The following is an 18,124-nucleotide window of genomic DNA, read 5'->3' as shown; positions in this document are numbered from 1 at the left end:
AGATGTCACGTGCGCGGGCGCTGTTTCCGGGTCGCTTCCACGTGCTTTGCGCGCCGTGTCCGAACGAGCGCGGAAACGGCGGGCGGCGATTGCTTGTGGCATAGGGCGGCGGCGCCGTTCGCATATCGGAAGACTGGCGGTGCGGTGCTACTGGGGGCTTGTCAGATCGGCTGTCCGCGTTGAGGCGGGCAGTATGCTGGAGGGAAAGCGCGTTGCACAGGTGGGGCGACAAACCCCGGCTGGCATTGCGCGCGTGAGCATTGCATGTAATGCGCCTGCATGCCATGCGCTCGAAGAGGGCGCGTGCTCGCGACCCTCTTCGTGTTTTTTTTCAGCTCGTCTTGCGAACCGGACTGAAGCGCCGCTTGCCGGGCGCGGGCGCGAGCCGCCGGAAACGTTCCTTCTTGTGCTCTTCTTCGAAGTGATTGAGCGACGGCTTGATCAAGTCGCTGCGCGACACGATTCCAACGAGCCGCATCGTCTTGCGGTCCGCGACCACGGGCAACCGTTCCAGACCGTGCACGGCCAAGCGGGTCGCAACGAGCCGGCAGGTTTCGGACGGCAACGCAAAGGCCGGCGCCTGCTGCCTGAACACGTGCGCGAGGCTCATCGCGCGGCCGAGTTCGGGTCCTTCCGCGCAGAACCGTTCGAGCAATGCCCGGTCGACCATGCCGATTACCATACCGTCGCGCACGACGGGATAGGCGCGGCGCACCTGGTTGGCGCCGAAGAACTGCTGCAGCGTCTCACCGACCGTCATGTCGGCGTCGACCGATTCGACCGTGGCCGTCATCACCTCGTCGACGTAGTGACGCTCGAGCGGATCGACCCCGTACTCGCGATAGATGTGATAGCCCCGGCGCGCGATCTTCTCCGTCATGATCGAGCGGCGCATCAGCACGGTCGAGAAGCCGTGCGCGACTAGCGTTGCTGTCAACAGCGGCAGCAGCGCGTTGCTGTCGTGGGTGAGACCGAAAGCGAACACGATTGCCGTCAGTGGAGCGCCGAGCGTCGCGCCGAGCGTGGCGGCCATGCAGACGAGCGGCCACAGCGCCGGCTGGCTGCCCGGCAGGATGTGCGCGAGCACGGTGCCGAGCCCGGCGCCGAGCATCAGGAGCGGCGCGAGCACGCCGCCGGATGTGCCGGACCCGAGCGCGACGACCCACATGACGGCCTTCACGGCGAGCAGCAGCAACGCAATCTGCAGTGCGATGTGCTGGTGCAGCAGATCACCGATCACGTCGTAACCGACACCGAGTGCGCGCGGTTCGAGCCACCCGCCGATGCCGACCACCACGCCACCGAGCGCCGGCCACCACATCCAGTGGACCGGCAGCTTGCCGAACAGATCTTCGGTCTTGTACATAGCCGCCGACAGCCCCGAGGCCAGTGCGCCCGACAACAGCCCGGCAATCACGCAGGAAAGCAGCGACCAGCCATCCGGCGCGGCGGTCTGCAGCGGGAACAACGGGCCCGTGCCAAAGAACAGCGCGCGGGCGAAACCGGCGACCGCGCAGGCCACCGCGACCGGCAGGAAACTGCGTGGGCGCCATTCGAACAGCAGCAGTTCGACCGCCAGCAGCACGGCCGCGACCGGTGTGCCGAACACCGCGGTCATGCCGGCGGCGGCGCCCGCGACCAGCAACGTCTTGCGCTCCACCGACGTGACTTTCACGCACTGCGCGATCAGCGAGCCGAGCGCGCCGCCGGTCATGATGATCGGGCCTTCCGCGCCGAACGGGCCACCGCTGCCGATCACGATGCCGGACGACAGCGGTTTGAGCACCGCCACTTTCGGCGACATCTTGCTCTTGCCGAACAGGATCGCTTCGATCGCTTCGGGAATGCCGTGGCCGCGGATTTTTTCGGAACCATAGCGCGCCATCAAGCCGACGATCAGACCGCCCAGCACCGGCACGCCGATCACCCACAGGCCGAGCGTGTTGGTGGCCGGCGAACGCTCGACGAACGACAGCGTGCCGAAGAAGAACAGATTGGTGAACAGACGAATCAGATTCAGCAATACGAAGGCGGCAAACGTGCTGACCACGCCGATACACGCCGCCAGCGCAAAAATGCCGGGCAGCCGCGCATTGGCCGAGAAGTCACGCTTGTGGGAATCCATGCTCATGGTTACTCGAAGTCGATTTGTGGAATCTGGAAAGCGCCCTCGAGCGATTTCAATTCGGCGCGGTGCAATTCGGCGAGCTTTGCCAGCACTCGCTCGCCGGCTTTCTCGAGGTGAACTTCAACCTGGCGGCGGTCCGTTGCGCTGACCTGGCGGCGTACGAGATTGAGCGCTTCGCAACGCGACACCAGCGCGACGACGCCATGATGCTGAGCCTGAAGCCGCTCGGCCAGCTCGCCGACGGTCGCCCAGTCGCGCTCCGGATAGCCCTTGATATGCAGCAGCAACAGATACTGCAGCGGCGTGATGCCCTCGCTTTGCGCGGCCTGCTCCGAGAAGCGCTCGAAGCGCCGCATCTGGTAGCGAAACTCCGATAGCTGCTCGAAATCGGCTTTATTCAGGCCGCGAATTTTTACTTTCATGAGGCACCCGTCCCGGCGAATAAACGGCGATTATATCACGAAGTGATGTAATCGCCGTGCTGTGGCGCGTTGTATCGCGTCGTGACTAGCCGGCCTGCTGCTCCTTGAGCACGGTTTGCCGGTAGAGGCCGGAGATCAGATCCATCTGCGTGATCATGCCAACCACGCGCCCGGCGGAACCGAGCACCGGGATATGGTGGTGGCCGTAGTTCGCGAACATCGGCACGACATCGGTAATCGGCGCGCCTGCGTTGACGGTGCAGACGTCGGTGCTCATCAGATCGCCGACCATCGGCTGGCGCTGCGTATCGCCGCGCAGCCAACCGTCGAAGTAGGCGAGAAAGGGCGCGGATTTGCCGAATGTCCGTTTGTCGAGCAGGTCGGCCCGCGTGATGATACCCGTCAGCCGCTGGTCGGCATCGGTCACGGGGAGCGCCTTGACCTTGTTGCGCTTGAGCAGACCCCACGCGGCGGCTGCGCGGCTGTCCGCGGACACCGAGACGACGTGCCGCGCCATGATGTCTTCGCAGGTCAGTTCGTTGAAGCTTCGAGCGAAGGCCTGCAGCTGCGTTTCGCGCAGCAGCGATTCGAGATCGTCGGGATCGATGTCCAACAGTTCACCGCGGCGCCGTAATACCGCTTCGAGGTCGGCGCGGGTAAAGCCGGCGCGGGCCGCATCGTCGGCGGCATTGCCGGCGCTGCGGGCCGGCCGGCCCGCGTGCGGATAGCGGTGGCCGGTGGCGGCGTGATAGACGAGGGCGGCGCACAGCAGCGCGGCAGACTGGATCGCGATCGGCTCCAGCACGAACCGGTAGCCCAGCGCGTGAATGGCGGGTCCGCCCAGCACCGCGGTCAGCGCGACAGCGCCCGATGGCGGGTGCACGCAGCGAAGCGCAAACATGCCGCAGATCGATAGCGCGACGGCCAGCGCGGCCGCCAAGGTCGGATCGGCAATGGTGCTGGCACAAGTCACGCCGATCGTCGCGGACACGAGATTGCCACCGATGATCGACCACGGTTGCGCCAGCGGGCTCGCGGGCACGGCAAACAGCAGCACCGCGGAGGCGCCCATCGGCGCGACGAGCAACGGAATCTTCGCCGCAGGCCCCAGCAGCAAGTACATGGAGCCGCCCGTAAACGCGATGCCCAGCAGTGCGCCGAGACACGAGCGGGCACGTTCCTGCCATTTCACGGTAACGGGGACGGGGATGAAGCTGGAAAGCCAGCGAAGAGCGATGGAGGCGGACAAGATAGAAAGGGACGTAGTCGATTATGCCGGGGGCTGAGATTACCGGGGAAACCCTGGCAACGCGAATACACTCTGGTCATGATTATATTTCAATATGATATAAACCCGCCCTTTTTGCCTGTTGCGTTACAGAATGGGCCACGTGTCGGGTTGTTCTGCTATAGCAGGACCCGGCACGCGCGCATCGGTTGCGCGGACCCGCATACCGTTCAGGTTTGTCACGTTGTGATATAAAATGACTGAAGAGGAACCGACTGGTGCGGCGATGTATGAATCGGTGCCGCGCCGGGCAGACGCGCAGGAGTCCGGAACGTCAAGTGTTCACGCGCGTCATCGAGAAGGAGCCGATCATGCTGATTACTTTTCAATCGACGGCATCGCCGGACGTGGTGATGCTCCGCGACCTTGCGCAATATCTGCTGGGCTTGGTCGGCAAGCGTCTCGGTGAGCGCGGGGTCATCAGGCGCGATGAGCTGCCCGGCGCGATTGGCCGGCTCGAAGCCGCGATCTCGGAGGATGTGACCGCACAAGCCGCACTCGAAGCATTGCACCGCTCGCCTGGCAACCAGCGCGAATCGAACCACGGGCTCTCGCAGCGCGCATGGCCGTTTCTGGACATGATGCGGGAAGCGCGCAAGAGTGATGCGGACATTATCTGGGGACTTTAGACGTCGAGGCTGGCCAGCCGCGTTGCACGGCTTGTCGGGTTGGAAGGATGGAACGATGAAACGACGTTCGTCGCGGTGCTACTCGCTGATGCTGGTGGCGTGCGTCAGCGCAGTCATCCCCGCTGTTTTCCCTGTTGTCACGTGTTCCGCAATGGCGCGAGCGAGTGACCACGATGCAGGACCTGTCCGCGCTTCGACCTCCTGGACCGGCAGCCTGCGCAAGCTACTGCGAAGCGCACGGCCGGCCGCGTGGTCGTCGTCGTCGGCTTCATACTTCTACGATGTTCCGACCACCGTAGTCGGAGTGTACGGCGCGACCTTGCTCGACGGGCTGTCCGGTAGCCCGTTGGTACTCGTGAAGTGGCCGGGTGGCTGCTGTTCGCCGGCCAGCCGTTGGCACGTGGGACATCCTGCAAACGCTGCACCCGTCAGTTCCAAGGGAGACGAGTCACATATTTTCTTTCTGTGGCCCGACGCGTAGCGCAACGCGCAAGCCCTTGGCGATGATCGGCTCACTGGCCGCATGGGTGTGGCCGCATAGGTGCCGGGTTGCCGCCGCCGAGCGCCACCGCATCGCACGCCGGACTCAATGCCGGACTCAATGCCTGATTCAATGACGGTTCCACCAATGCCGGCGCGTGCCGGCGTGAAGCATCCGTTCATGCAGACTGTCCCGGCGCTCGGGCCTTGCGGCCGTCAGCACCACTGCTGCGAGTAGCACGAGCGCGACTGTCAATTGCACAAGAAAGTCCATCATGGTTGCCTCCAGCATCATGACGTGCGTCGATGCGCGGCGGCATACCCATGCAACGCACTGTTCCTGCTTTTTCGATGAGCCGCGATCAATCGGCGGGCGGGTCCACCACCTCGAACAGCACGCGGCACGACACACGGTCCAGAAGAGTTGCGTGATTTTCACCCGTCCACCATCGGGCGAAAATACCTTGCGTCTGATGGCCCACGACGATCAGATCAGGATGGAGTAAGCGAGCGAAGCGTGCGATGTTTTCCACCGCGCCGCCTACCGCCAGATGACCGGTTGCGACGACGCCCCACGCGCGCAACTTGTCGATACCTTCGTCGAGCGTCCTTTCCGCCTCGCGTTTGTCCACTTCGAAATTCATCGACGCCAGTACGCCGAATCCGGTCGACCAGCAGGTCGTATCCAGCACGGACAGCAGATGCGTTTCGGCCTGCAACTGCCGCGCAAGCATCGCGCCGCAGCGCAACGCCCGTTGTCCTTCCGGTGTGCCGTCATAACACAGCAGAATGCGCGAGAACGGAGCCAGCATTGGTGCTTCCACGTCGACGGCGGATGGCGCGAGGTGCGCCAACTGCGAAGCGCCACGCGCTCAGGTAAAGAGCGGCACGGCTTCGATCAGCGCGAATCCCAGCAGCGCGCCGACCGTTGCGCCAAGCAACCGCGGGTGCAGTTTGTGGAGATGCAGCGTATCGAGCAGACCGCCAATCAGAATGATGCCGAGCAGCGCAAAGGCAACTAGCAAATAGCCGATTTCAAAATCATTGCCGATGACCATGTGAACCCCCTGCATGGTGCGATCGCCGTCGCGTCGCTTCGCATACCCTTACGATCGCTTTGCGGTCTATTATATATCACATTGTGATCTAAATGGGGGCGGCGGCGCTTCATGCCCAGCATGGTGCCGTCTTTATGCGAGGTCGGTACCGTGTCGGTTGCAGATTGCGCTATTACATCACAAAATGATGCAATATCGGCATGTAGTCGAACGACGGCTGCCGCGATGCCGGCATGCGGTGCGGCCGGCACTTGATCGTGTTTCTCCACTGACGGCGGGAGCCCAGTACACATGAATTCATCGAAGGGCGACTTCGCCACCGATACGCGACTTTTACGGATCACCGCGATTGCGGCGGTTGTCGGCATCCTGAGTACGGTCGCCGCCGATTTTCTGCTTCATCTGATCCGCTTCTTCACGAACGCGTTCTTCTTTCAGACGCTGTCGGTCGCGGACCGCTCGCCCGCGGGCCACACGCTGGGCCTGTGGGTCATCGCGATGCCGGTGATTGGCGGGCTGATCGTCGGACTGATTGCACGTTTCGGCTCGGAGCAGATTCGCGGGCACGGCATTCCCGAAGCCATCGAGGCGATCCTGTTCGGCAAGAGCAGGATGTCGCCGAAAGTGGCGGTGCTCAAGCCGCTCGCTTCGGCGATCGCGATCGGCAGCGGCGGCCCGTTCGGTGCCGAGGGGCCGATCATCATGACAGGCGGCGCGCTCGGCTCGTTGATCGCGCAGTTTTTCCATCTGTCGAGCGGCGAGCGCAAAACGCTGCTGGTGGCGGGTGCGGTCGCCGGGATGACGGCGGTGTTCGGCACGCCGGTTGCAGCCGTGCTGCTAGCGGTGGAACTCCTGCTCTTCGAGTTGCGGCCGCGCAGTCTGTTGCCGGTTGCGGTTGCGTGCGCGGTGGCGGGTTTCTCGCGGCCGTTGCTGCTGGCGAGCGGCCCGCTTTTTCCGCTGCAGACGCTGCCGCTCGGAGCGCTCGGACTCGCTTCGTGCGCGGTGGCGGGGCTGATCACCGGGGCGCTGTCGTGGGCGTTGTCGAACTGGCTGTACAAGGTCGAGGACGCGTTCGCGCGGCTACCGTTGCACTGGATGTGGTGGCCCGCGCTCGGCGGCCTCGCGGTCGGCATCGGCGGCTATTTTCAGCCCCGCGCGCTCGGCGTCGGCTATGACGTGATCGGCGATCTGCTGATGAATCATCTCGCCGTCGGCGTGGTCCTCGCGATCGTGCTGGTCAAGGCGGTGATCTGGGTGATCGCGCTGGCGTCCGGCACCTCCGGTGGGGTGCTCGCACCGTTGCTGATGATGGGCGCCGGCGTTGGCGCGGTGCTCGGTCCACTGATGCCCGGTGGCGATCCCGCGGTCTGGCCGCTGGTTTTCATGGCGGCCGCGCTCGGCGGCATGATGCGCGCACCGATCATGGCCGTGGTATTCGCATTCGAATTGACGCACGACGCCAATGCGTTGCTGCCGCTTCTGACCGCCGCCGCCGTTTCGTATGGTTTTACGGTGCTGTTCATGCGCCGGTCGATCCTGACGGAGAAGATCGCGCGGCGCGGCTATCACATCTACCGCGAATACGGCATCGATCCACTCGAGCGCCATCACGTCGATGAAGTGATGACGCGAGCGGTCCAGACGATCGACGCCGACGCCAGCGTCGCGGACACGCTCGAGCAGCATTTCGGTCCCGGGCAGATACACCGCGCGTTCCCGGTCGTGCGCCGCGGCGAGCTGATCGGCATGATGGACCGCCGATCGGTGAGCGCCGCGCTCGATGCCGGCCGCGCGGCAGCGCGGGTCGGCGATCTGTACACCGGCGAGCGCCCGGAGATCGCGCTGCCTGGCGAGACCTGCCGCCATGTCGCCGCGCGTCTTGCGGCGCGCGGGCTGGATCGCGTGCCGGTCGTCGCGGACGAAGCCGGCTATCAACTGGTCGGCATCGTCTCGCGCCACGATCTGGTCAAACCGTCGCTGTCCATTTTCAGTGAGGAGCGCGAGCGAGAGCGGTTCCGGCACGTTTTGCCAGCTCGCGTCAAGCACCCGGCTCGTGCTGGTGATTAGACGTCGCGGCGCTGAAATACGCCTGCACCGGGTGCCTGATGGCCGGGCGCTTTTTGCAGCCTGCATCGCCATATCGTGGCGCATCGCATCAACGCGTCAGCCCGATATATGTCATAAAGCGATATATAATAGAGCAGTGCCAGATGGCCATGTTGCAGCGCGGCTGTTCGCGGCGGAGTGGTTGCCGGTCGTTTGTAACCATGCCGCGTTGCCGTGAAGGCGCGCAAGGGGGTGCCATGTCGACCTTCAACCGTATTCTTCTGTGTTACGACGGGACTCGCGAAGGGCAGCATGCGCTGAAAGACGGCGCCTGTCTCGCGGAAGAACTCCACGCGCAAGTGCACGTACTGTCCGTGCTTAACCACTCTGCCTGGGTGCAAGGGGCCGATGTCATGTCCGCGGTCCCAGTCGATGTCATCAACGACTCGGCCAAAGATCTGCTGCAGGAGGGTTTGAAGAAGCTTGCGGCACGCGGCATCCAGGCAACCGGGCACTTCGCCGTCGGCGATCCGCTGGAGCAGATTCCGTTTTTCGCCAACGACCTGAAGGTCGATCTGATCGTCGTGGGACATCGTCGTACAAGCCGGCTCGCGCGCTGGTGGGCCGGCAGGAGCGATGGCCTGTTGCTGGACCGCGTCAGTTGCAGCGTACTGGTGACGATGGGGCCCGAGGTCGCTGCGGACCCAGCCATCGCCGGCGCGTCGGACAACGTCGGGACCGCTCCGCCAGTCGAACATTCGTAGGTCGGCGCGGCACGTCGATGCATCCGTTGCGCGCGAATCGCTCAGCGCCGGATCGGGCAACGGTCGCGTCCATGGACCGTCGATGTCAGTGCGTTGTCGTGCGATGGTCCGCCGCTGCGGCGACTGAATTTTGCTCGTACATGTACGTGCGATTGAACGGATACCCGCCTCGCGCGACGCCCAGATGATCGGTGTAGTGATCGTGGCGTGCGGTCATGTCAGCCGGCCGCGCTGCCAGAATCTGGAACAGCGAGGTCCAGCCCCGTTCGAAGCCCATCGCCGACCCCGCCAGATAAAGCCGGTACGCGCGGATGATCTTTTCGGCGTCCTCACCGAGTATCCGGCGCGCCTCCTCGAGATGAGCCTCGAGCGCATCGACCCAATGCCAGAGCGTGCGCGCGTAATGCGGGCGCAGACACTCGGCATCCACCGGTTCCAGGCCGCCGTGAGCCATCGCGGCCATCACCACGCTCACGTGCACGAGTTGACCACCCGGGAAAATATATCGCTCGATGAACTCACCCAGGCCGCTGTCGAGTTGCGGGTTATCGGCGCCGCCAGCCGTAATGCTGTGGTTCATCATCAGGCCGCCCGGTCTGAGAAGACGATGCATCTTCGCGAAGTAGCGAGGCAGGTTGGGGCGGCCGACGTGTTCGCACATGCCCACGGAAGCTATCTTGTCGAAGGCGTGCGACTCGTCGACGTCGCGGTAGTCCTGCAGCAGCATGCGCACGCGCTCCTGCAATCCTTTCTGCTCGATGAGCTGGTTGACATAGGCGTGCTGGTTGCGCGACAGCGTGATGCCGGTCGCGGCCACCCCGTAGTGCTCGGCGGCCCACAGCAGCAGCGCTCCCCAGCCAGCGCCCACGTCGAGAAAGCGCTCGCCTGGACGCAGCAGCAGTTTTCTGCAAATGTGGTCGAGCTTGGCCTGCTGTGCTTCGGCCAGCGACAGGTCGGGCGTTGAAAAATACGCGCACGAATACACGCGCAAGGGATCGAGCCAGAGTGCGTAGAAGTCGTCGGACACGTCGTAGTGGTGCTGGATCTGCTTCGCGTCGGCCGCGCGGCTGTGATGCGTGTGCTCCCAGACCGCGCGGCGGATGCGATTGCCGCGGCGCATCAGCCAGTTATGCGCTTCCTCGGTGGGTTCGCGGCTGAGCAGCGCGGGCGCGCTCGCCATCAGGTCGTGCAGGTCGCCTTCGATCTCGAGCCTGCCTTCCACGTAGTCTTCCGCCAGCCGGCCAATCGCGCCTTGCTTCAGATGCAGCAGCGCGCGCATATCGCGGATGACGAACGACAGCCGCGGCTGCGCCGCGCCGATGCGCTGGCCGTCAGGAAGGCTGATCGAGCAGGGCAGCGGCAGCCTGGCAAGCCGCTGCTCGACGGGTTGCCGCAGAAGGTTGGATAGTGTCATGGCAGCTATCTCCTACAGGCAGTGTCCCAGTGCTCGGGCAGGGGACGACCAAGCCGTGCCTTGGCGAGTCGTTTTGCAATTTCCCATGTCCCGCACCCGGAAGAAGCGATCTTCTGCCTATACATCATGACGTGACATATGTGGATCATACCGCTTCGGAGTACGACCTGTCGGCATGGTGCACGATCAATATTAAACCGTCCGCGAGTTCGCGGCTCGCCGCGCTACAGACGCTCGACGTGCGCACGCAGGGTTCGGTCGCAGCATGCGGGTTCGGTCGCTACATGAGCGCCGATAGACGTTACTATCTGACGACGGGCGCCACGCGGTAGCGTGACGGAGAGCGCGTCGTGTCGCTGGTGGTGTCGCTGTCGTTCACGCTGATCGCCGATATTGACAGTGCGCAAAGCGGCGCGATTCGCGTGAAGCTGCCCAGCCTTGATGCGCTCGTGGATTCGCTGCGCCAGCATCGAGCCATTCCGTGCCACTCATTCAAAGGAACGCACATGCCCGACGTCGAGAAGATCATCGCCGATTTCAACGCCGGCCGCGATCCCGAACGGCTCGCGATGAAATACAGCGCCATGCGTACTTCGCCGTTCGTGTTCCTGCGCGGCACCTGCCATCTTTTCTACGAACGTCTGCCGCGCGACAAGGTGCTCGACGATGCGCCACCGGTGTGGATTTGCGGCGACTTGCACCTGGAAAATTTCGGCAGCTACAAGGCCGACAATCGCCTGATCTACTTCGACAACAACGATTTCGACGAAGCATGTCTCGCACCGGCGCTCTACGAACTGGTGCGCTTGCTGACGAGCGTGCTGGTCGGCGCGGCCGACCTCAAGCTGAGCCGCGCGCAGGCGCTGGCGCTCTGCCACACTGCGGTAGATGCATACGCTGCCGCGCTCGCGGTCGGCAAGTCGCGCTGGATCGAGGCGGAAACGGCGATCGGCATGGTGCGCGATCTGTTCGACCAACTGGCGAGCCGCACGCGTGTGGCGCATCTGGATCGGCGTACCGTCCTCAAAGGCAAGACCCGTGTGCTGAAAACGGACGGCAAGAAGGCACTGCCGGTGAGCGACGAGCAGCGCGCGGCCGTTGCGAAGTTCATGCAGCAGTTCGCGGCGGGCGAACCCAATCCCGACTTCTATCGCATCCTCGACGTGGCGCGGCGAATTGCCGGCACCGGCAGCCTCGGTGTGGATCGTTATGTGATCCTCGTGGAAGGCAAGGGTTCGCCGAACGGCAATTATCTGATCGATCTGAAAGAGGCGCTGCCGTCGTCGGTCGCGCCGCATTTGCGCACGCCGCAGCCTGAGTGGTCCACGCAGGCGCAGCGCGTCGTTGAAGTGCAGCGGCGCAATCAGGCCGTCTCGCAGGCGTTTCTGCATGCGGTCGATTTCAATCAGCGCTCCTACGTGTTGCGCGGCCTGCAGCCTTCAGAAGATCGAGTCGCGTTGAGCGACTGGAACGGCAAGCTGCCACGGCTCGAGGAAGTGGTCAACAGCATGGCCGAATTGAGCGCGTGGGCGCATCTGCGCAGCAGTGGCCGACAGCAATCGTCGATTGCCGACGACCTGATTGCATTCGGCAATCGCAAGGACTGGCAGTTGCCGTTGATCGATCTCGCGACGCGCTGCGAGGCACAGGTGGCAGCCGACTGGAAAGCGTATTGCGAAGCCTACGATCAAGGCGCGTTCGGGTTGCCGGCCAAAGGCTGAGACCTGCGCCGAGGTGTGGCGCCGCGTGAGCATCGCACGGCACGCGGTATCCCGCACGGGCATCCATTCGCACATGCTGTCAGGGGTCCGAAACGCGGCGCAACGACCCGGTGGTGCACGCCGGATACGCATGATGCGAAGCACGCCGAATGCGCGCTACATCACGTAGTGCACGATGCCAACCCCGCTCCAGACAAACCCCGATTGCTGCCGGCAATCGGCCGCTGCTATTGTTTGCTCGTCTGTATGGAAGCGCTTCCACCCGAGCGTTCCACCGGGTGTCGCGACGGCTTCCGCCGTACCGGTTCAATACCTCAGCGTAGGAGAATCCGTGGCAAACGACACGTCCGTAGTCCTCGACGCACACTCCCCCAATTCCCCCGGTTCGCTCGCCGATCCCTTCACGCCGCCTGCCGACTCGTCGCTATGGCGGGAGGACTTTCTGCTCGGCGTCGCTACGGCCGCGTATCAGATCGAAGGCGCGGTGCACGAAGACGGCCGCCTGTCATCCATCTGGGACACCTTTTCCGCGACGCCCGGCAAGGTGCTGGCGGGCGACACCGGCGCGGTGGCGTGCGATCACTATCATCGCTGGGAAGCGGACATCGATATGCTGGCGGGGCTCGGCTTCCAAGGCTATCGGCTCTCGATCGCATGGCCGCGCGTGATGGACGCCGCGGGCGTGCCGAACCGCAAAGGGCTCGACTTCTACAAGCGCCTGCTGACCCGTCTGAAAGAGAAGGGCATCACGACCTTCGTCACGCTGTATCACTGGGACTTGCCGCAACATCTGGAAGATCGCGGTGGCTGGCTCAACCGCGACACCGCCTACCGTTTCGCCGATTACGCCGACCTGATGAGTCGCGAACTGGCCGGCACGGTGGACGCGTGGGCGACGCTCAACGAGCCGTGGTGTTCGGCCTATCTCGGCTACGGCAACGGCCACCACGCACCGGGTCTGGCGAACGAGCGCTTCGCGACGCAGGCGCTGCATCATCTGCTGCTCGGGCATGGCCTGGCGGTGCCGGCGCTGCGCGCCAACGATCCGGCTTCGCAAAAGGGCATCGTCGCCAACGTGGGCCGCGGCACGGCCAACAGCAACAGCGCTGCCGATCAGCGCGCGGCGCAACTATTCGAGGTTCAGCACAACGCGTGGATTCTCGATCCGCTGTTCAAGGGCGAATATCCGCAGGCGTTGTTCGAGTTGTGGCCGGGCGCCGAGCCACTCGTGCTCGACGGCGATATGCGGACCATTTCTGCGCCGCTGGACTTCCTCGGCATCAACTACTATTTCCGCACCAATGTCGCGTCCGACGGCGCGCACGGCTTCACGGACGTGCCGCTCGAAGGCGTCGAGCGCACGCAGATGGGCTGGGAGGTGTATCCGGACGGCTTGCGCGATCTGCTGACCGGTTTCAAGGAGAACTACGCAAATTTACCGCCGATCTACATCACCGAAAACGGCATGGCGTCGAACGACCAGGTGACCGACGGCAAGGTGGACGATACCCAGCGCATTTCATATCTCAAGCGCCATCTCGCGGCGGTCGATCAGGCGATCAAGGCGGGCGTGAATATTCGCGGCTACTTCGTGTGGTCGCTGATGGATAACTTCGAGTGGGCGTTCGGTTACGAACGGCGCTTCGGTATCGTGCATATTGATTACACCACGCAGCAGCGCACGCTCAAACGCAGCGCGGAGTTGCTGGCCAAATTCTTAAAAGAGCGCAAAGCGCAAGCGTCATAGCAGGTCAATAAAAGGGTGGAGCTGGTTAGTATTTCGACTTGATACACGGGCCGCCGAGCCCGGAGGAGACGGAATGAACAGCAGCAGAATGGCCTTGCGAGGCGTGGTTGCGGCACTCGCGTTGTATGGCGTCGTCGCGCATGCGGAGCCCCTGAAGGCTAACGTGATTCACTGGTGGACCTCGGGCGGCGAATCGGCCGCGATTCGCCAGTTTGCCGATGCCTATGACAAAGCCGGGGGGCAATGGGTCGACAACGCGGTGGCGGGCGGCGACCAGGCGCGCGCCACCGCGATTAACCGGATTGTCGGCGGTGATCCACCCACCGCTGCGCAATTCAATACGTCCAAACAGTTTCACGACCTGATCGATCAGGGCCTGCTGAACAACGTTGACGACGTCGCCGCGAAGGAGAACTGGAACAGCATCTTCCCGCCGTCGATCGTCGACAGCATCAAGGTGAAGGGCCATTTCTACGCGGCGCCGGTCGACATTCACATGCCGGCCTGGTTCTTCTATTCGAAGCCGGTGTTCCAGAAAGCCGGCATCACCACCGAGCCGAAGAACTACGACGAGTTCATCGCCGATCTCGGCAAGCTCAAGAGCGCAGGCGTGATTCCGCTCGCGTTCGGCGGCCAGCCGTGGCAGGAGAAGATCACGTTCGACGCGGTGTTCGCCGACGTGGGCGGTCCCGATCTATACCTGAAGGTGTACCGCGATCACGACGTGAACGCGGTGAAGTCGGATGCGTTCAAGAAGGTGCTGACTTCGTTCAAGCGTCTGCACGATTTCGTCGATCCCGGCTCGCCTGGGCGCAACTGGAACGACGCCACCGCGCTCGTGATCTCGGGCAAGGCGGGCGTGCAGATCATGGGCGACTGGGCCAAGGGCGAGTTCTCGGCGGCCAGCCAGAGCGCGGGTAAGGACTTCGGCTGCTTCCCCGGTTTCGGTCCGCATTCGCCGTATCTGGTCGCGGGCGATGTGTTCGTGTTCCCGAAGACCGACAATGCCAACGCGATCAAGGCGCAGAACCTGCTCGCCACGGTGATGACCTCGCCGTCCGCGCAAGTCGCGTTCAGCGCGAAGAAAGGCTCGATTCCGATTCGTCCCGACGTGGACGCGAGCGCCCTCGACGTCTGCGCGAAGGAGGGCATTGCGATCATGAAGGACAAGTCGCGTCAGTTGCCGAATCCGGAAATGCTGCTGTCGCCCGACACGCAAGGCGCGCTGACCGACGTCGTGACGAACTTCTGGAACAAGAACCAGTCGATCGACGACGCGCAGAAAGCGTTTGCCAGTGCGCTGAAGGGCTAGGGGGCGGCGATGCACGCGCTCAAGCTGCCAGCCGCCGGTTCCAGGACCGGCGGCACGCCCCGGCACAAGCCGCTTAAAAGGCGTTTTTCCATCGCGGCGTGGCTGGCGCTGCTGCCGATGGTCCTGACCGTCGTGTTCGCGTATGTGGGCACGATGTTCTGGACCGCGCGTGTATCGCTCAGCAATTCCCGCACGTTTCCTTCCGACGACTTCGCGGGCTTCACGCAATACGTGCGGCTTTTCAACAACGACCGCTGGTTGCTGTCGCTGCAAAACATCGTGATCTACGGCGCGTGCTTCATTGTCGCGTGCATGGTGATCGGCTTGCTGCTGGCGATCTTCATCGATCAACGCGTGGTCGCGGAAGGCGCGCTGCGCACGGTGTTTCTCTATCCGTACGCGATGTCGTTCGTCGCGACCGGGCTCGTCTGGCAATGGATTCTGAATCCGCAACTCGGCGCGCAGGCGGTGCTGCACAGGCTCGGCTTCGAGCATGCGCGCTTCGACTGGATCATCGATCAGGACTGGGTGATCTACACGATCGTCATCGCCACGGTGTGGCAGGCCTCGGGTCTGGTGATGGCGCTGCTGCTCGCGGGCTTGCGCGGCATCGACGAGGAACTGTGGAAGGCCGCGCGCATCGACGGTATTCCGCGTTGGCGCGTGTATGCGAGCATCGTCGTGCCGATGCTCGGGCCGTCGACGTCCACCGCGTTCGTGCTGCTGTTCGTGATGGTCGTGAAGCTCTACGACGCGGTGGTCGCGATGACGCAAGGCGGCCCCGGTACCGCGAGTGAAGTGCCGGCCAAATTCATCATGGACTATCTGTTCGGGCGGGCCAACATCGGCCTCGCGTCGGCGGCGTCGATCGTGCTGCTGGCGACGGTGCTGGCGATACTCGCGCCGATTTTCTATGCGCGCAGCCGCGCGGCATTGCGCAAGGAGGTGTGATGAGCACGCTCAGTCCGCCGCTCAAAGGCGGCACGCCGAGCCGGGCGCACCCGCAACGGCGGCGCTCGGCATTCACGCCGGCACGCGTCGGCGTCTACGCGTTTCTGTTCACGGCGGCGCTGTTTTTCCTGCTGCCGCTGTATGTGATGCTGGTCACGTCGGTCAAGCCGATGAGCGAGATCCGGCTCGGCAATCTGCTGGCTTTCCCCGCGCACTTCACACTCGACGCGTGGAGCGCCGCGTGGCAATCCGCATGCACCGGGCTCGAATGCAACGGCATACGGGTCGGCTTCTGGAACTCGGTGCGCATCGTCGTGCCGAGCACGATCCTGTCGATCATGATCGGCGCGGTGAACGGCTACGCGTTGTCGTTCTGGCGGCCGCGCGGCGCGGGTCTGCTGTTCGGCGTGCTGCTGATGGGCGCGTTCATTCCGATCCAGGTGATGGTCTATCCGCTCGTGCGGGTGCTGGCGAGCGTGCATCTGTTCAGTTCGCTGCCGGGCATCGTGGTGATTCACACGATCTTCGGCATGCCGGTGATGACGCTGCTGTTTCGCAACTACTACGTGTCGATTCCGCAGGAGCTGTTCAAGGCGGCGCGCATCGACGGCGGCGGCTTCTGGCGCATCTTCCTGCAGCTGATGCTGCCGATGTCCACGCCGATCATCGTGGTGGCGCTCATCATGCAGGTGACGAACATCTGGAATGACTTCATTCTCGGCCTCGTGTTTGCCGGCACACGGAACCTGCCGATGACGGTGCAACTGAACAACATCATCAACACGACGACTGGCGAGCGGCTCTATAACGTCAACATGGCGGCGACCATTCTGACTTCGATGGTGCCGCTCGCGGTCTACTTCATCTCCGGGCGCTGGTTCGTGCGCGGCATTGCGTCCGGCGCCGTCAAAGGATAAGGCATGGCAAACATGGCTAATTTGACGAATGCGGCAGCGAATGTGGCTGCAAACGTGGCGGCAAACGTGGCGGCCGATCCGGCAGCCGGGCTGGCTGAAGTAGCCGGTGTGCCTGACGCCGCGAGCGTGCCCCGCGTCGCCGACGCGGCGGATCTCACGCATCCGGCCAACGTGGCGGTGCGCGATCTGACCATTCGCCTCGGCGCGAATACGGTGATAGAGAACCTCGATCTCGACGTTCAGGCCGGCGAGTTCGTCGTGCTGCTCGGCCCGTCGGGCTGCGGCAAATCCACGTTGCTGCACAGCATCGCCGGACTGATCGACGTCAGCGACGGCAGCATCGAGATCGGCGGCGAAGACATGACCTGGGCCGACCCGAAAGACCGTCGCATCGCGCTGGTGTTCCAGTCGTATGCGCTGTATCCGACCATGAGTGTGGAGCGAAATCTGTCGTTCGCACTGCGTATCAATGGTACGCCAAAGGCGGAGATCGCGCGGCGCGTGGCACGCGCATCCGAGATGCTGCAGCTCGGGCCGCTGCTCAAGCGCAAGCCGTCGCAACTGTCGGGCGGGCAGCGGCAGCGCGTGGCGATCGGCCGCGCGATCGTGCGCGAAGCCGACGTGTTCCTGTTCGACGAACCGCTGTCGAATCTCGACGCCAAGCTGCGCACCGAGCTGCGCCGCGAACTCAAGCAACTGCATCAGCGCCTCGGCGCAACGATGATCTACGTGACGCACGATCAGGTCGAGGCGATGACGCTCGCCACGCGCATGGCGGTGATGCGCGGCGGCGTGATCCAGCAGTTCGGCACGCCTGCCGAAGTCTACGCGCGCCCCGACAATCTGTTCGTGGCGACCTTTCTCGGCACGCCCGCGATGAATCTGCTCAAGGGCACGCTGGAAGAGCGCGGCGGTTCGATCGACTTTTGCACCGCGTACGGACGGCTCGACGTCTCGGCGTACCCGTTCCGGAACGCGGCGCCGCACGGGCAGCCGTGCGTGCTCGGCGTGCGCGCCGAAGACGTGCGGATCGGCGAGGGGCTCAGCGAGCGCGCAAACGTTTCGCTAGTTGAGCCGATGGGTAACCACCGCATCATCTGGCTCGACTATCATGGCGAACAGGTCGCGTCGATCGACCAGACGAGGACGCCGGTGGCGATTGGCGATACCGTCGCGTTTTCGTTCGACGCCGCGCATGTCTCCCTGTTCGACGACGCGGGCGGCGCGCGTTTATAGTGCGGGCAGGG

At 63.8% G+C, this 18,124-nt stretch carries 17 protein-coding genes; 10 read left to right on the top strand and 7 right to left on the bottom strand.

Annotated elements, in window-relative coordinates:
• Positions 1-331: 331 nt before the first annotated feature.
• The 3 genes from BN2475_RS24120 to BN2475_RS24110 form a co-directional block, all read right to left on the bottom strand.
• Positions 332-2,131, bottom strand: a complete 1,800-nt coding sequence (locus BN2475_RS24120) for a chloride channel protein (RefSeq protein ID WP_094781990.1) — start codon at positions 2,129-2,131, stop codon at positions 332-334.
• Between the two features lie 2 nt (positions 2,132-2,133).
• Positions 2,134-2,550, bottom strand: a complete 417-nt coding sequence (locus tag BN2475_RS24115) for a MarR family winged helix-turn-helix transcriptional regulator (protein ID WP_094781989.1) — start codon at positions 2,548-2,550, stop codon at positions 2,134-2,136.
• A gap of 85 nt (positions 2,551-2,635) precedes the next feature.
• Positions 2,636-3,799 (bottom strand): HPP family protein, encoded by a 1,164-nt coding sequence (locus tag BN2475_RS24110; protein ID WP_174642026.1) that lies wholly within the window; start codon positions 3,797-3,799, stop codon positions 2,636-2,638.
• A gap of 350 nt (positions 3,800-4,149) precedes the next feature.
• Between BN2475_RS24110 and BN2475_RS24105 the strand changes: the two genes are divergently transcribed.
• Positions 4,150-4,467: a DUF1840 domain-containing protein gene (locus BN2475_RS24105; RefSeq protein ID WP_094782012.1), complete on the top strand. Its 318-nt coding sequence runs from the start codon at positions 4,150-4,152 to the stop codon at positions 4,465-4,467.
• Between the two features lie 610 nt (positions 4,468-5,077).
• Here BN2475_RS24105 and BN2475_RS34345 read toward each other — a convergent pair.
• The 3 genes from BN2475_RS34345 to BN2475_RS24095 all read right to left on the bottom strand — a co-directional run bounded on the left by BN2475_RS34345 (position 5,078) and on the right by BN2475_RS24095 (position 6,005).
• Entirely contained in the window at positions 5,078-5,224 is a 147-nt protein-coding gene (locus BN2475_RS34345) for a hypothetical protein (RefSeq protein ID WP_159444604.1), read from the bottom strand.
• 85 nt (positions 5,225-5,309) lie between these two features.
• Positions 5,310-5,759 (bottom strand): universal stress protein, encoded by a 450-nt coding sequence (locus BN2475_RS24100; RefSeq protein ID WP_094782011.1) that lies wholly within the window; start codon positions 5,757-5,759, stop codon positions 5,310-5,312.
• A gap of 60 nt (positions 5,760-5,819) precedes the next feature.
• Entirely contained in the window at positions 5,820-6,005 is a 186-nt protein-coding gene (locus BN2475_RS24095; protein ID WP_094781987.1) for a hypothetical protein, read from the bottom strand.
• 291 nt (positions 6,006-6,296) lie between these two features.
• On the opposite strand from BN2475_RS24095, the gene BN2475_RS24090 reads away from it, so the two are divergent.
• Together BN2475_RS24090 and BN2475_RS24085 are read left to right on the top strand one after the other, a co-directional pair.
• The gene (locus tag BN2475_RS24090) at positions 6,297-8,072 is read left to right on the top strand and encodes a chloride channel protein (protein WP_094781986.1); all 1,776 of its coding nucleotides are present in this window, start codon (positions 6,297-6,299) and stop codon (positions 8,070-8,072) included.
• 236 nt (positions 8,073-8,308) lie between these two features.
• Positions 8,309-8,815 carry a universal stress protein gene (locus BN2475_RS24085; RefSeq protein ID WP_094782010.1) on the top strand — a complete coding sequence of 169 codons (507 nt, stop codon included), beginning with the start codon at positions 8,309-8,311 and terminating at the stop codon, positions 8,813-8,815.
• An 85-nt stretch (positions 8,816-8,900) separates the two neighbouring features.
• Here the strand turns inward: BN2475_RS24085 and BN2475_RS24080 are convergent, their stop codons facing one another.
• The gene (locus BN2475_RS24080) at positions 8,901-10,229 is read right to left on the bottom strand and encodes a class I SAM-dependent methyltransferase (RefSeq protein WP_094781985.1); all 1,329 of its coding nucleotides are present in this window, start codon (positions 10,227-10,229) and stop codon (positions 8,901-8,903) included.
• Between the two features lie 140 nt (positions 10,230-10,369).
• Here BN2475_RS24080 and BN2475_RS24075 point away from each other — a divergent pair, with 140 nt between their 5' ends.
• From BN2475_RS24075 to BN2475_RS24045, 7 genes are all read left to right on the top strand, one after another.
• Positions 10,370-10,561, top strand: a complete 192-nt coding sequence (locus BN2475_RS24075; RefSeq protein ID WP_094781984.1) for a hypothetical protein — start codon at positions 10,370-10,372, stop codon at positions 10,559-10,561.
• 174 nt (positions 10,562-10,735) lie between these two features.
• Positions 10,736-11,950, top strand: a complete 1,215-nt coding sequence (locus BN2475_RS24070; protein WP_094782009.1) for a DUF2252 domain-containing protein — start codon at positions 10,736-10,738, stop codon at positions 11,948-11,950.
• A 331-nt stretch (positions 11,951-12,281) separates the two neighbouring features.
• Positions 12,282-13,697, top strand: a complete 1,416-nt coding sequence (locus BN2475_RS24065) for a GH1 family beta-glucosidase (protein ID WP_094781983.1) — start codon at positions 12,282-12,284, stop codon at positions 13,695-13,697.
• Between the two features lie 73 nt (positions 13,698-13,770).
• Entirely contained in the window at positions 13,771-15,009 is a 1,239-nt protein-coding gene (locus tag BN2475_RS24060) for an ABC transporter substrate-binding protein (RefSeq protein WP_094781982.1), read from the top strand.
• A gap of 9 nt (positions 15,010-15,018) precedes the next feature.
• On the top strand, positions 15,019-15,960 hold the full coding sequence (locus tag BN2475_RS24055) for a carbohydrate ABC transporter permease (RefSeq protein ID WP_094781981.1): 942 nt from the start codon (positions 15,019-15,021) through the stop codon (positions 15,958-15,960).
• Positions 15,960-16,877, top strand: coding sequence for a carbohydrate ABC transporter permease (locus BN2475_RS24050; RefSeq protein WP_094781980.1), 918 nt, complete (start codon positions 15,960-15,962; stop codon positions 16,875-16,877). Before BN2475_RS24055 ends, BN2475_RS24050 begins: the two co-directional genes overlap by 1 nt.
• A gap of 3 nt (positions 16,878-16,880) precedes the next feature.
• Complete coding sequence (locus tag BN2475_RS24045) at positions 16,881-18,113, top strand: ABC transporter ATP-binding protein (RefSeq protein ID WP_425435563.1); 1,233 nt, start codon at positions 16,881-16,883, stop codon at positions 18,111-18,113.
• The last annotated feature ends 11 nt before the right edge of the window (positions 18,114-18,124 follow it).

It is taken from the genome of Paraburkholderia ribeironis, assembly GCF_900019265.1.
Classification (GTDB): Bacteria; Pseudomonadota; Gammaproteobacteria; order Burkholderiales; family Burkholderiaceae; genus Paraburkholderia; species Paraburkholderia ribeironis.
This window is presented reverse-complemented; position numbering and strand designations above follow the sequence as displayed.

Bases quoted from the DNA above. Each gene is read 5' to 3' on its own strand.
- BN2475_RS24120 (WP_094781990.1), bottom strand. From the start codon at position 2,131: ATGAGCATGGATTCCCACAAGCGTGACTTCTCGGCCAATGCGCGGCTG.
- BN2475_RS24115 (WP_094781989.1), bottom strand. From the start codon at position 2,550: ATGAAAGTAAAAATTCGCGGCCTGAATAAAGCCGATTTCGAGCAGCTA.
- BN2475_RS24105 (WP_094782012.1), top strand. From the start codon at position 4,150: ATGCTGATTACTTTTCAATCGACGGCATCGCCGGACGTGGTGATGCTC.
- BN2475_RS34345 (WP_159444604.1), bottom strand. From the start codon at position 5,224: ATGATGGACTTTCTTGTGCAATTGACAGTCGCGCTCGTGCTACTCGCA.
- BN2475_RS24100 (WP_094782011.1), bottom strand. From the start codon at position 5,759: ATGCTGGCTCCGTTCTCGCGCATTCTGCTGTGTTATGACGGCACACCG.
- BN2475_RS24095 (WP_094781987.1), bottom strand. From the start codon at position 6,005: ATGGTCATCGGCAATGATTTTGAAATCGGCTATTTGCTAGTTGCCTTT.
- BN2475_RS24090 (WP_094781986.1), top strand. From the start codon at position 6,297: ATGAATTCATCGAAGGGCGACTTCGCCACCGATACGCGACTTTTACGG.
- BN2475_RS24085 (WP_094782010.1), top strand. From the start codon at position 8,309: ATGTCGACCTTCAACCGTATTCTTCTGTGTTACGACGGGACTCGCGAA.
- BN2475_RS24080 (WP_094781985.1), bottom strand. From the start codon at position 10,229: ATGACACTATCCAACCTTCTGCGGCAACCCGTCGAGCAGCGGCTTGCC.
- BN2475_RS24070 (WP_094782009.1), top strand. From the start codon at position 10,736: ATGCCCGACGTCGAGAAGATCATCGCCGATTTCAACGCCGGCCGCGAT.
- BN2475_RS24060 (WP_094781982.1), top strand. From the start codon at position 13,771: ATGAACAGCAGCAGAATGGCCTTGCGAGGCGTGGTTGCGGCACTCGCG.
- BN2475_RS24055 (WP_094781981.1), top strand. From the start codon at position 15,019: ATGCACGCGCTCAAGCTGCCAGCCGCCGGTTCCAGGACCGGCGGCACG.
- BN2475_RS24050 (WP_094781980.1), top strand. From the start codon at position 15,960: ATGAGCACGCTCAGTCCGCCGCTCAAAGGCGGCACGCCGAGCCGGGCG.
- BN2475_RS24045 (WP_425435563.1), top strand. From the start codon at position 16,881: ATGGCAAACATGGCTAATTTGACGAATGCGGCAGCGAATGTGGCTGCA.